This window comes from Pseudarthrobacter lactosi (assembly GCF_055412785.1).
Window position 1 is genome coordinate 1,547,642 of the sequence record NZ_JBVAYS010000001.1, and the last position, 12,076, is coordinate 1,559,717.

Here is a 12,076-nt window from a genome sequence, read left to right on the forward strand (position 1 = left end):
GCTATAGATTGATGTTTGTCAATATTTGCATGGGGCGCATTAGGCAGCATGCAGGCGGGGTGCGAGCTCGCTGACGCGGAGAGCGATGTCCCCGAAGGCGTCCTCGAAGGCGTCCTCCGTGTTCAGCCTCAGTGGATCCGGAACGGACCAGTGGATCCCGCCGAGATTGGGGAGTTCCTCGTGCGCGTTGTCGCACACGGTGACAATGAAGTCTTCATCACTCGCCACCGCGTCCAGCCGGCGCGGGGCCAGGTCCGCCAGAGCAATGCCGTGGCGGCTGGCGACGTGAATGGCCCCAGGGGCTATGCGGTCCGCCGGATGCGTGCCCGCCGAGACGGAGGGAATCTCGCTGACCTGGCTCCAGAGTGCGGCAGCCAGCTGGGACCTGGCACTGTTCCGCGTGCAGACAAAAAGGAGGCGGCGGGCTCCGTGTTCGCGCCCGGGAGCCAGACCCTCCAGCGCCCCGGCGGCGAGCCGGATATAGCTGCGGCGCCTGTCCGCCTCTGAGCGGTGGCGGGTCGCCAGGCCAGCTCCTTCCAGAGTGCGCAGATGATGGGACAGCAGGTTCGACGGCATCCCAAGCTCTGCCTGCAGTTCCGTGGGGGAAAGATCCCCCAACGTCAGCAGGTCCACGATGCGCAACCGCGCAGGATCCGCCAGGGCCGCATGTTTGGCGACCCGCGCCCGAAAGACTTCAACTGGGTCAGTATTCATTGATTCAATTTTGACTGAGTTAAATTCTTGCGTCAAGCTGTTGGCATGACTTCTCAACAGCCGCCGTTGTGGCGCCGCGCCGTGGCCGAACTGCTCGGCACGGGCTTACTCGTTTCCATCGTGGTCGGTTCCGGAATTGCGGCACAACAGCTCTCCCCCCATGACGTCGGCCTGCAGCTGCTGCAGAACAGCACCGCCACGGTGTTAGGCCTGACGGTCCTGATCCTCATCTTCGGTCCCGTCAGCGGCGCACACTTCAACCCCGTGGTCTCGCTCGTGGACTGGCTCCTGGGCCGGCGCCGCGGAACCGGGTTGACCCTGCCTGAGCTGGGCACCTATGCGGTTGCACAAACCGTGGGTGCCATAGGCGGCAGCGTGCTCGCAAATGCCATGTTTGAGGTGGGCACTTCCATCTCCACCAAAGACCGCGCCACCACCGGACACCTCCTCGGTGAAGTGGTCGCGACCGCAGGTCTCGTCCTCCTGATCTTCGCCCTTGCCGCCACCAAACGGGGCGCTCTCGCGGCTCCGGCGGTGGGTGCCTACATCGGCGCTGCGTACTGGTTCACGTCCTCGACGTCGTTCGCGAACCCGTCCGTGACGATCGGCCGCATCTTCTCTGACACCTTCGCCGGCATCGCGCCGGGATCCGTTCCCGGCTTCGTCCTGGCGCAGCTGCTCGGGGCGGCCGCGGGCCTGGGGCTGCTGCTCATCCTGTTCCCTTCCGCCGCAAACAATGCGGACGACGTCGTTCTTCCGCACTCGTCGGAATCGGCCAACTCCTAAGACGTCGCCCGGCTGGCCGGGCGAGCCGGCCGTGCTGGGCAGGTAGGCGGGCAGGCAGGGCGGCCGGGCGGCAATTCAACCCTGTTGCCAACATATTGATGATGGTCAATATTCGGGCATAATGAATACATGAAACTGACTCCCGTACTCGACCAGGCCACGGATGACGCCTGCTGCACCCCGGCAGGGCCGCCTGCGCTGGGGGCCGAGGAGGCGAAGCAGAAAGCCCTGGTCTTCAAGGCGCTGGCCGATCCGAACCGGCTGCGGCTGCTCTCCATTGTCAAGGCCGACGCCTCCGGTGAAACCTGCGTGTGCGATCTGACGGCACCGCTGGACCTGGGCCAGCCCACGGTCTCCCACCACCTGAAAATCCTGGTCGGGGCCGGGCTGCTGCACCGCGAAAAGCGCGGCACATGGGCCTACTACTCCCTGGTACCCGGGGCCCTGGAGGAGACGGCAAGACTCGTGGCAACCCTGTGAGCGCGCCGGTACAGTCCTCCGTCACGCTACGTCCCATGCGCGACGGCGATTGGCCGGACGTCCAAAGGATCTACGGTGAAGGAATCGCCACCGGCCATGCCACCTTCGAATCGGAGGCACCCGGCTGGGAACAGTTCAACGACTCGAGACTTCCCGGCCACCGGCTCGTCGCCGAAACCGCAGAAGGCAGGATCCTCGCCTGGGCCGTAGTGTCCCCTGTCTCTGCCCGGCCCGTCTACTCCGGCGTGGTTGAACACTCCATCTATGTCTCAGCCGAAGCCCGCGGGCTCGGCCTGGGAGCCGCGCTGCTGCGTGCCTTGGCAGAATCCACAGAAGCAGCCGGAATCTGGACCATCCAGGCCAGCATTTTCCCGGAGAACGAGGCCAGCCTCAAACTCCACCTCGCGAACGGCTATGCAGTCGTCGGGCGCAGAGACCGCATCGCCAGGATGACCCACGGACCGCTGAGCGGGCAGTGGCGGGACACCATCCTGATCGAACGCCGCTCCTCCGCCACGTGAACGGCGGGACTGAACGGCCGGACTGAACGACGGCGGGGAGGCTGGGCCAACCAGATAAGACACATGTGGGACCCTGCGATGATAAATCCGTGACTATCGCTAAAACCGTTCTGCTCTTCATCCTCGCCGCAGCGGCAGAAATTGGTGGGGCCTGGCTCGTCTGGCAGTCCGTCCGCGAGGGCAAGGACTGGTGGTGGGCGGGCCTGGGAGTACTGGCCCTGGGAATCTACGGCTTCGCCGCGACCCTGCAGCCGGACGCCCACTTTGGCCGGATCCTCGCCGCCTACGGCGGCGTGTTCGTGGCGGGGTCGCTGGTCTGGGGCATGATCTTCGACGGGTTCCGGCCCGACCGGTGGGACGTCACCGGCTCCGTGATCTGCCTGCTGGGCGTGGCCGTAATCATGTTCGCACCGCGCAACGCGGCCTGAATCCCCGTTTGAAGACACACGCCAGACTGCCTTGCCGGCACCCCCACCCGTCGGTCTGTCGGGCGGGGATGCCGGGTTTCGACAAGCTCAACCATCGGGGTCAGGGGAGGTTACTGCCCCGCGCCGCAATCCACAGCCCGTACCAGTCGGCCCGGGTCATGACCTTCGCAACCCTGGCTGCGTCCGCGCATGCCGCGATCCTCGCCGGATTCACGGTGCCGATCACGGGCGCGATGCCGGCCGGGTGCTTCATCAGCCACCCCAGGAGGACAGCCTCCCCGGTGGTGTCGTACTGCCCGGCAAGCTCCGCAACCAACGCGGCCGCGGCAGTCTCCGCCGCCGTCGGGCTTTCCGGAACTGCCCCGGTGTACAGCCCCTGCGCCAGCGCACCGTAAGCCTGCACGGTGACGCCGTTGCTGCCGCAGTATTCCAGGGTCGCGTGCGGGAAGCTGTCGTCCGCCGACTCCGGATGGTTTACCAGGACCTGGCTCTCCAGCCAGGCCCGCTTCAGCAGGCTCATCTCCAGCTGGTTGGCCACCACCGGCACCTCCAGCCGTTCCTGCAAAGCCTCGATCTGCGCGCCGGACATGTTGGACACCCCAAGCGCCCGCACCTTGCCGTCGGCCAGCAGTTGCCCGACGGCGGACGCCACCTCCGCCAGGGCCGTCAGGGGATCCGGGCGGTGCAGCAGGAGGACGTCCACGTAGTCCGTCTGCAGCCTCTTCAGGCTGCCGTCCACCCGTTCCAGGATGGCTTCCTGGCTGAGGTCATAGTGGGTGGCCAGTCCGCGTTCATTGAGCCGGATCCCGCACTTGGTCTGAAGCCGGATCCGGTCACGCAAGCCCGGCGTTGACGCGAGGACTTCGCCGAACACCGCCTCGGACTTGCCGCTGCGGTAGATGTCAGCGTGGTCGAACAGCGTGATGCCGGCGTCCAGCGCGGCCTCGACGGCGGCAGCGGCTTCATCCACGTGTTGCACGTTATGCGGCTCATCGGTCCAGCTGCCTCCCAGTCCCATGCAGCCGTAGATGAGTTCCTGCATCAGCGCAGCCAGACGGTGCTGTTGGCGCCCAGTTTGCCGTCCACCAGCGGGGAGCTGCTCACCAGGACGGTACCTGCCGGCAGCTCGACAGCGGTGTCCCCGAAGTTGGTAACGGATTGCCAGCCTCCGGGGCGGCGGAAGTGCAGGACGTCAGGGGTACCGGTCTCCACCCATTCCAGCTCCTCCCCGGCCTGGAGTTCCCGGCGCAGCTTGAGGGCTGTGCGGTACAGCTCCAGGGTGGAGTTTTCGGTACCGTCCTGTGCCTCCACCGCGTACTGGCTGAACCAGTCCGGCTGCGGCAGGTGTGCACCGCCGTCGCCAAAGCCGAAGGAGGTCCCTTCAACCTTCCACGGCAGCGGCACGCGGCAGCCGTCGCGGCCCACTTCAACGCCCCTGTTGCGGAAGAACGCGGGGTCCTGGCGTTCGGCGTCCGGAATCTCCGCCACTTCCTGCAGGCCCAGTTCCTCGCCCTGGTACAGGTAGGCCGAGCCGGGCACAGCCAGCATGAGCAGGGTTGCGGCGCGGGCACGGCGCTCGCCAAGCTCTACGTCGAGTTCCTCCTTGGGGCCACCGGCCAGCAGCCAACCTTTGCCGTCCTGGCCTTTGGCGTGCTTCTTGCCAGCGGCTCCCTTCGATGCCTTGGGCAGGCCGTAGCGGGTGGCATGCCGGACGACGTCGTGGTTGGAGAATACCCAGGTGGAGGAAGCCCCCGTCGCGGCCGCCTCGGCGAGGTTGCGGGTGATGATTTCGCGGAAATCCTCGGCATCGAAGTCAGCCTGGAGCAGGTCGAAGTTGAAGGCCTGGCCCAGGCCCTCAGGGCTGGCGTAGCGGGCGCGGCGGGTGGCATGCACCCACGCTTCGGCGACGGCGGTGCGTGGCGGGTTGTACTCGTTGAAGACTTCGCGCCATTCGAGGTAGATGTCGTGGACATCGTCCCGGTCCCAGAAGGGGTGCGAACCGTCGTCGAACCCGTCCGTCCCCGAGTTGGCCTCGGTCAGCTCCACCTTGGAGAGCAGCGGCTCGGTGAGGTCCTTGGTGAGGGCGTGGGCCACATCCACGCGGAAGCCGTCCACGCCGCGGTCGGACCAGAAGCGCAGGGTCTTGAGGAAGTCGTCGCGGACCTCCCGGCTGGCCCAGTTCAGGTCCGGCTGTTCCTTGGCGAAGATGTGCATGTACCACTGGCCCGGCGTTCCGTCAGGTTCGGTGATGCGTTCCCAGGCCGGGCCGCCGAAGACGGAGTCCCAGTTCGAGGGCGGGAATTCGCCGTCGGGTCCCTTGCCGTCACGGAAGATGTAGCGCTCACGCGCGGCGGAGCCCTTCGGCGAGGCGAGCGCCTCCTTGAACCATTCGTGCCGGTTCGAGGAGTGGTTGGGGACGATATCAGCGATCAGCTTGATGCCGGCTGCGTGCAGCGCCGTCGCCATCTCGTCGAAGTCCGCCAGTGTGCCCAGCTTGGGGTCCACGTCGCGGTAGTCGTCCACATCGTAGCCGCCGTCAGCGAGGGCTGACGGGTAGAACGGGCTGAGCCATACGGCGTCGATCCCCAGTTCCTTCAGGTACGGGACCTTGGCCGTGATGCCCTTGATGTCACCCATGCCGTCACCGTTTGAATCGGAGAAGCTGCGCGGATAGATCTGGTAGACCGCGGCCTGGCGCCACCAGTTGGGATCGGCCAGACGGTCGGAATCGGACAGGGTTGCCAGAGTGGCAGTGGTGGACAAAGGATGATCCTTTTCTCTTGTTTGGATTGTTGTTTCTGAGTGGATTTATCTGGCTACTTAACAGCCCCGCGCATGACTCCGGACAGTACCCAACGTTGGGCCAGGATGTAAACCACCAGGGTGGGTGCCATGGCCATCAGGTAGGACGCGAACGCGAGGCTGTAGTTGGTGTTGAACTCGCCCTGGAATAGCATCTGGACCACGGGGAGGGTCTGGAGGGCGGGGTCGGCGATCATCATCTGCGGCAGCAGGAAGTCGTTCCACGAACCCAGGAAGGCGAAGATGCCCACCGTGGCGTTCATGGGGGCCAGCAGCGGGAAGATGATCTTCCGGAACACCTGCCAGGTGGTGGCGCCGTCCATCCGGGCCGATTCCTCCAGCTCCACCGGTATGGAGCGGACGAACGCGATGTACAGCAGCGCGTTGAACGAGATTCCGCCCAGCACGTGCAGGAAAACGACGCCGGCCGGGTTGTCCAGGCCAAGCAATGCCGTCTGCTTGATCAGCGGCAGGATGATCACCGGAAACGGGATGAACATGGCCGACAGAAGATACACAAAGGAGCCGCGGAAGAACCGGTGGTTCCAGTTCCGTGCGATGGCATAGGCCACCAGGGAGCTGCAGGCCAGCGAGCCAAGCACGCTGAAGACGGTAACAAAGGCCGTGGACATAAAGGCCCGGGGGAAGTTCGTAGCGACATACGCTGCGGCGAAGTTTTCCCAGTTCATCGGGTTGGGCCAGGCCAGGCCGGTCCCTGTGCCGATCTGGTCCGGGGACTTCAGCGCCATGGCCACGGTGAAGTACAGGGGCAGCAGGACTGTCAGGGAGGCCATCAGCATCAGGGCGGTGAGCCACCAGTTGACCCTGAAGCCTTCGCGGCTGGACCTTAGGTTCCTGCGGGCTGTCGCCTTCGTTGCAGCAAGTGCGGAGCGGGTGAGAGTTGATGAAGTCATTACAGGGATACCCCCCGGCGCTGGATGAGGCGCAGCTGGATGACGGAGATCAGCAAGGTGATCAGGAAGTAGATGACGGCATTGGCCATCTGGTAGGAATAGTCGCCGCCGGTGAAGCCGGAGAAGATGCGCATGGCCACGGACTGGGTTGCCATGCCCGGGCCGCCGCCGGTGAGGCCCACAATGATCTCGTAGGTCCCCAGGAAGCCCTTGAAGCCGAGGATCACGTTGATCACCAGGTAGCCGAGGATGAGCGGCAGTGTGAGGCTGAGGAACTGCCGCACGCTGCCTGCACCGTCCAGGTCCGCGGCTTCGTAGACCTCCGCGGGCACGCTCTGCAGGCCGGCCAGGTAGATGATGGTGGCACCGGGCGCTGCTTGCCACACGGTGACCAGCACGATGGCCAGCCAGGCGAGGTTTTCGTTGGCCAGGATGCTCGTGGCCAACGGCGTCACGCCGAACCGCTCAGCCAGGACCGGAAGGGTGTTGGAGAACAGGTAGTTGAACACGAAGGACACGATCAGGGCGGACAGCACCATGGGGATGAAGAATACGGTGCGGATGCCGGTGCGCCACTTGATTTTCGCGTTGAGGCCAAGCGCGATGGCCAGGGCCGCGACGTTGACCACCACCGTGGTGGTGAGGGCAAAGACGAACGTGAAGATGTACGACTGCAGGACAGCCGGGTCCTTGAAGATGTTGACGTAGTTGGACAGCCCGATGAACTTCCAGTCACCGTAGCCGGCGTAGTTGGTGAGGCTGAAGAACACACCCACCAGCGCCGGAAGGGTGATGAAGAAGGCGAAGAGTGCCAGGACCGGCACCACCATCCAGTAGTAGGTGGGGTCGATCCGGCCCTTGGACCGGACCGGTGGGGCTTTGGCAGGGTCGGTGCGCGAGGACGGGGCTGCCTCGGCCGCCAGGGAAGTTGTAGTCAAAGGGGCTCCTGCAATCGGGGTGGGCATCAGACCGCCGTCCGTTCTGCGACACGGCGCCATTCGTCGTCGAGCGCGGAGAGGAACTGGTCGCCGTTCTTGCCGTACACAAAGGACTGGATGTAGTTGTTCACCGGAACCGAAGGCGGGAAATAGGTGACGGCGCCCTGGAAATAACGGGCTTCCTTGATGGCGTCGTTGAGCCCGCTGATCTGCGGATTGGTCACTGCAGGGGCATCCTTGAGCGGAGAGAAGGCGGCGTTCTTCTCGTTGTAGGTGTTCACGACGGCAGGCTCCAGCAGGTAACCGACGAAGCGCCGCGCCGCTGCCATGTGCGGGGTGTTCCGCGTGATGGAGAGCGCCATGTCCACGTTCACCCGTGCCTTGGTCTCTTCTGGGTTGTTGGTGACGGGCAGCGGGAAGGTGCCCAGCCGGATCGCCGGATTGGCGGCGACAAGCTGGGACAGGGCCCACGGGCCCTGCAGATACATGGCTGCCTGGCCTTTGGCGAAGGCAGCATTTCCGTCCGCGTAGTTCTTGCTGGCGGCACCGCTCTGGGAAAAGGAAACGAGCTGGAGCATCTGGGGCAGCGCGGGCCCGAAGTTGGCGGTGAAGGATTCGGCGGCACTCGCCCTGATATCGGCGCCCTTGGCCTTGATCCTGGTGAAGAATTCCGCCGTGTCCAGCGAACCGCCGGAGACGTAGTCGAACATGCCCTGCGCCAAGGTCCAGGGGTCTTTGAACGTTCCGTAAATCGGCGTGATGCCGGCCGCTTTGAAGGTTTCGCAGGCTGCCACGAATTCATCCCAGCTGGTGGGGACGGCCAGACCGCTGGCTTCAAAGATGTCCCGGTTGTAGATGACGCCGGCTGCCGCCACGGAGAACGGCAGGGCGCTGGTCTCGTTGCCGTTGTACCGGCCCCAGGAGCTGATGAGCTCCTGCATCTCCGGGTTGATGGTGGAGGATGCCGGGAGGTCGGCGAGGTCGGCGAAGATTCCCTTCTTCACGAAGTCGGCTGTTGCCTGCGCGAAGCCTCGGGTCACGACGTCGGGCGGATCGTTCCGGACCAGGCCAGGGACGAAGTTTCCCTCGTTGAAGTCCTGGATCACCCGGATATCCGGATTGAGCGCCTCGAAGTCCTTGATCACCTGGTTGAAGTACTCGACAACTTCCGGCTTGTTCTGCATAAAACGCAGGGTGGTGACCCCGTCCTGCTGGCTGGCGTTGGCGCCGCAGCCAGTCAGGGGAAGGAAGGCGGCTGCTCCGGCCAGGCCGGCCACCCGGAACAGTGAGCGCCTGCTGGGCAGCGATACGGGCATTACGGCGTTCACAGGGCAGGGGCTGACGTACGGGAGAAACGGGGCCGCGGCTTGGGCGGGAGTGGGCAATGCTTCGGGATGCGGTTCACAGTTGCTCCTTTGCAAAGGCTGGGTGGGGCTGGGATGCCAGTGGTCGGCGGCCGTCCGGCCCATCTGGCTTGAAGTGTTTATTTGGAATCTAAATTTAGTTCCTCAAGTATTATGTGGTGCAGAGCACAGAGAGGTCAACACCCATGACTGAGATATCCATGGCAACGCCGCAGTTACTACGCCGAGTGAGTGCCGGAGCCGTCCTCGACTTCATGCGCGCCTCCGAAGCTGTGACGGTCACGGAAGTTATGGAAGCCACCGGGCTGACACGGGCCACGGCCATCTCAGTGTGCGAGGACCTCATGGACCGGGGCTGGATCCGCGAGCTGGAGAACCAGCGGGCCTTCGGTGGCTACCAGAAGGGCAGGCCGGCACGGCGGTTCGAGCTCAACGAACGCGCAGGCTACGTTTTGGGCATGGACGTAGGTGTCTCCAAAGCCACCGTTGTGGTGTCCGACCTTCGCGGAAAGGCACTCGGCAGGTCCAGCCAGCCCTTCTCGGCGGCGGACATCCCGGCGGAGGAACGTATCGCCGTGATCGACCGCACCGCCATGATGGCGCTCCACAGTGTGGGGGCCTCCCCCGAATCCGTTCTGGCGGTCTGCGCCGGCATTGCGGCGCCGGTGGACCGCAACGGCGTAGTGCTGGTGACGCAGCACTTCTGGGGACTGTTCGACGTCGGACTGAAGTCTGCGCTACGGGACCGGCGGGGCTGGACGGTGCTGCTGGAAAACGACGCCAACCTGGCCGCGCTGGGCGACCGCTGGCGCGGCGCCGCCGCCGGCGTGGACGACGTGGTGGTCATCCTCGCGAGTGAACGCCTAGGCTCGGGCGTGATCGACGGCGGACGGTTGCTGCACGGCCGCGGCGGAGGCGCCGGCGAGCTCGCCTTCCTCGACCTGGTAGCGGGAGTGGGAGATACCTACGGTATCGCCGCACTGGCCAGGAGATGGGCTGCAGATGCGCTCGCGGGCAAGGCCAAGACGTCGCTCCGGGACTACGCCGCCAGTGGCGCCGAAGCAGAGCACGTGTTCGCGGCCGCTGCCGACGGCGATGCCGTGGCGCTGAAGATCCTTGAACGGCTGGCCGACAGGATGGCCAGGGTTATCGGGTCCATCGCCACCTTGCTCAACCCCGAACTCGTGGTCATTGGCGGGGCGGTAGCCAACTCCGCCGGTGTGCTGCTCGAGCCGATCGCCAGGCACCTCAGGGAGTACACCGTCACTCCCCCGCGGGTGGCGGTCTCGCCGTTGGGGGATTCGATCGTGACCGTGGGAGCCGTCCGGTGCGCCCTCGACTACGTGGAGAAGAACACCCTGGACTTGGAGCTCACAGCGCCGGCCTGAGCCACCCCCGCATAGAGCGCGAACGTACACTTGAGGCCCCAAAACATCGTCGACTCAGGGCCTCAAGTGTACGTTCGCGCTCTGTTTGTTGCGCTCCGTCATTCCGGCATGATCATGGTCCGCAGGTCCAGCTGGCGCAACACCCTGTCCGCCACTTCGGGGTCCATGTCAGGTTCATTGCGGGCCAGCACAACTTCCTGCCGCGCCGCATCCAGGGCGATGGTCTGGACCGCGATGGCCAGGCCGCGGCCCCGGACGCGGAGATCGGCCACGCTTTCGTTCCGAAGACTGCCGTCCAGGAGTTCGGCGTGCAGGCGGCCCATTTTCTCCTTCACGAGTGCCACCTTTTCAGGCGGCAGGTCCTTCATGAGGTCGTGCTCCTTCAGGGCCGCCACGGCGGCAGCCTGCGCCCGCTGGGCCAGGACACGGGCGGCGTCACGCTCCTCGGTCCCGTCGTTGGAGGCATTCAGGACGCGCATCAGCCAGGGCAGTGTCAGTCCGGGCAGGACCAGCGTGGCCAGGAGGACGGCGCAGGCGATCACCAGCAGGTAGTCCCTGGCCGGGAACGGCGTCCCGTCAGCCAGGGTGAGCGGCAGCGCCAGCGCAAGCGCAAGGGTGGCCAGCCCGCGCATGCCGCACCAGGTCAGGATCAGGACTTCCTTGGCAGAGGTGGGATGCAGGGCGTTTTGGCGTTTCCGTCCGCCCAGGGCCAGGAGGGCCAGCCAGAGGAACCGGACCGCGAACACCAGCACGCACACCACCGCGGCCACGCCCAGCATGCCGAAGATATCCGTGCCCTCGTCCTGGATGACGTGCCTGATTTCCAGGCCGACCAGCCCGAAGGCCAGTCCCGTGACCAGCAGTTCCACCACGTCCCAGAAGGCAGTCCGCGTGACGCGTTCGGCCGCGTCCTGCGGCCGGGAATGCCGCTGCATCTCCAGGGCCGTGACCACCACGGCGATCACCCCGGAGGCATGGACTTCCTCGGCCAGGATGTAGGCGGCGAACGGCACCACGAGGGTTACCGCACTGCGCGCCACCATCGAGGCCACCAGCCTGGTGATGACGGCAGTCAGCCAGCCCATGGCTATGCCCGCCACCACGGCCACAGCAGCTCCGACGACAAACTTGAGGACGACGTCGGGCCCGATCTTCGTGCCACCCACCGCGGCGGCCACCGCTGCCTGAAAGATGACAATGGCGGCGGCGTCGTTGAAAAGGCCCTCGCTTTGCAGCACCGTAATGAGCCGCCGGGGCATATGGACACGGCCCGCGACAGACTCCACGGCAACAGGATCCGGCGGTGCCACCATGGCACCCAGAGCGATGGCAGCGGGAATGCCAATCCCGGGAATCATGAGCCAGGCGGCGCCCGCCACCACGGCCGTGGTGATGACCACCAGCGCGACCGCCAGCATGATGAGCGTCCGCCAGCGGACCCGGAAGACCGCCCAGGAGCTGCGCTGGGCAGTGGCGAACAGCAACGGTGGCAAGAAGATGGGCAGGATCAGCTCAGGGGCGATGTCCAGATCGGGGAACCCCGGGATGAAGGTGAGTCCCACTGCCAGGAGGAGCATCAGGACCGGGTACGGCAGGCGCAACCGGTCCCCCAGCCCGACAGCCACCACGGTGGCCAGCAGGAGTCCGATGATGAGTGCCAACTGATCCATGTGCCTGCTTCCCCAACGGAGGCGGCCTGTCCTGCCGTCCGGCCGGAGGCGCCTGCCGCCTGTTTCAGCTT

Annotated in this window: 12 protein-coding genes; 5 read left to right on the top strand and 7 right to left on the bottom strand. The window is 65.4% G+C overall.

Features of this window, described 5'->3' with window-relative positions:
• Nucleotides 1–39: 39 nt before the first annotated feature.
• Nucleotides 40–714 (bottom strand): arsenate reductase/protein-tyrosine-phosphatase family protein, encoded by a 675-nt coding sequence (locus tag ACZY0Q_RS07155; protein WP_463915445.1) that lies wholly within the window; start codon nt 712–714, stop codon nt 40–42.
• A gap of 45 nt (nt 715–759) precedes the next feature.
• Between ACZY0Q_RS07155 and ACZY0Q_RS07160 the strand changes: the two genes are divergently transcribed.
• The 4 genes from ACZY0Q_RS07160 to ACZY0Q_RS07175 all read left to right on the top strand — a co-directional run bounded on the left by ACZY0Q_RS07160 (nt 760) and on the right by ACZY0Q_RS07175 (nt 2,929).
• Complete coding sequence (locus ACZY0Q_RS07160; protein ID WP_463915447.1) at nt 760–1,500, top strand: aquaporin; 741 nt, start codon at nt 760–762, stop codon at nt 1,498–1,500.
• A 129-nt stretch (nt 1,501–1,629) separates the two neighbouring features.
• The gene (locus ACZY0Q_RS07165) at nt 1,630–1,980 is read left to right on the top strand and encodes an ArsR/SmtB family transcription factor (protein WP_463915449.1); all 351 of its coding nucleotides are present in this window, start codon (nt 1,630–1,632) and stop codon (nt 1,978–1,980) included.
• Nucleotides 1,981–2,015: 35 nt separating this feature from the next.
• Nucleotides 2,016–2,501 (top strand): N-acetyltransferase family protein, encoded by a 486-nt coding sequence (locus tag ACZY0Q_RS07170; protein WP_463915450.1) that lies wholly within the window; start codon nt 2,016–2,018, stop codon nt 2,499–2,501.
• Nucleotides 2,502–2,590: 89 nt separating this feature from the next.
• Nucleotides 2,591–2,929, top strand: coding sequence for a YnfA family protein (locus ACZY0Q_RS07175; RefSeq protein ID WP_463915451.1), 339 nt, complete (start codon nt 2,591–2,593; stop codon nt 2,927–2,929).
• 100 nt (nt 2,930–3,029) lie between these two features.
• On the opposite strand, the gene ACZY0Q_RS07180 is transcribed toward ACZY0Q_RS07175, so the two are convergent.
• The 5 genes from ACZY0Q_RS07180 to ACZY0Q_RS07200 are packed head-to-tail and all read right to left on the bottom strand — an operon-like array spanning nt 3,030 to nt 8,911.
• Nucleotides 3,030–3,971: an aldo/keto reductase gene (locus tag ACZY0Q_RS07180; protein WP_463915452.1), complete on the bottom strand. Its 942-nt coding sequence runs from the start codon at nt 3,969–3,971 to the stop codon at nt 3,030–3,032.
• Nucleotides 3,971–5,692 (bottom strand): glycoside hydrolase family 13 protein, encoded by a 1,722-nt coding sequence (locus tag ACZY0Q_RS07185; protein WP_463915453.1) that lies wholly within the window; start codon nt 5,690–5,692, stop codon nt 3,971–3,973. Before ACZY0Q_RS07185 ends, ACZY0Q_RS07180 begins: the two co-directional genes overlap by 1 nt.
• A gap of 53 nt (nt 5,693–5,745) precedes the next feature.
• Entirely contained in the window at nt 5,746–6,645 is a 900-nt protein-coding gene (locus tag ACZY0Q_RS07190; RefSeq protein WP_463915454.1) for a carbohydrate ABC transporter permease, read from the bottom strand.
• Nucleotides 6,645–7,583 carry a carbohydrate ABC transporter permease gene (locus ACZY0Q_RS07195; protein ID WP_463915455.1) on the bottom strand — a complete coding sequence of 313 codons (939 nt, stop codon included), beginning with the start codon at nt 7,581–7,583 and terminating at the stop codon, nt 6,645–6,647. Before ACZY0Q_RS07195 ends, ACZY0Q_RS07190 begins: the two co-directional genes overlap by 1 nt.
• Before the next feature lie 26 nt (nt 7,584–7,609).
• Nucleotides 7,610–8,911: an ABC transporter substrate-binding protein gene (locus ACZY0Q_RS07200; RefSeq protein ID WP_463915456.1), complete on the bottom strand. Its 1,302-nt coding sequence runs from the start codon at nt 8,909–8,911 to the stop codon at nt 7,610–7,612.
• 221 nt (nt 8,912–9,132) lie between these two features.
• Between ACZY0Q_RS07200 and ACZY0Q_RS07205 the strand changes: the two genes are divergently transcribed.
• Nucleotides 9,133–10,335, top strand: a complete 1,203-nt coding sequence (locus ACZY0Q_RS07205) for an ROK family protein (protein ID WP_463915458.1) — start codon at nt 9,133–9,135, stop codon at nt 10,333–10,335.
• Nucleotides 10,336–10,433: 98 nt separating this feature from the next.
• Here ACZY0Q_RS07205 and ACZY0Q_RS07210 read toward each other — a convergent pair whose 3' ends face one another.
• Complete coding sequence (locus tag ACZY0Q_RS07210; RefSeq protein ID WP_463915460.1) at nt 10,434–12,005, bottom strand: Na+/H+ antiporter; 1,572 nt, start codon at nt 12,003–12,005, stop codon at nt 10,434–10,436.
• Nucleotides 12,006–12,076 lie beyond the last annotated feature (71 nt).

What these genes read in the sequence shown, in the direction of transcription:
- ACZY0Q_RS07210 (WP_463915460.1), bottom strand. Translation starts at nt 12,005, where the DNA reads ATGGATCAGTTGGCACTCATCATCGGACTCCTGCTGGCCACCGTGGTG.
- ACZY0Q_RS07205 (WP_463915458.1), top strand. Translation starts at nt 9,133, where the DNA reads ATGACTGAGATATCCATGGCAACGCCGCAGTTACTACGCCGAGTGAGT.
- ACZY0Q_RS07190 (WP_463915454.1), bottom strand. Translation starts at nt 6,645, where the DNA reads ATGACTTCATCAACTCTCACCCGCTCCGCACTTGCTGCAACGAAGGCG.
- ACZY0Q_RS07160 (WP_463915447.1), top strand. Translation starts at nt 760, where the DNA reads ATGACTTCTCAACAGCCGCCGTTGTGGCGCCGCGCCGTGGCCGAACTG.
- ACZY0Q_RS07180 (WP_463915452.1), bottom strand. Translation starts at nt 3,971, where the DNA reads ATGCAGGAACTCATCTACGGCTGCATGGGACTGGGAGGCAGCTGGACC.
- ACZY0Q_RS07165 (WP_463915449.1), top strand. Translation starts at nt 1,630, where the DNA reads ATGAAACTGACTCCCGTACTCGACCAGGCCACGGATGACGCCTGCTGC.
- ACZY0Q_RS07155 (WP_463915445.1), bottom strand. Translation starts at nt 714, where the DNA reads ATGAATACTGACCCAGTTGAAGTCTTTCGGGCGCGGGTCGCCAAACAT.
- ACZY0Q_RS07170 (WP_463915450.1), top strand. Translation starts at nt 2,016, where the DNA reads ATGCGCGACGGCGATTGGCCGGACGTCCAAAGGATCTACGGTGAAGGA.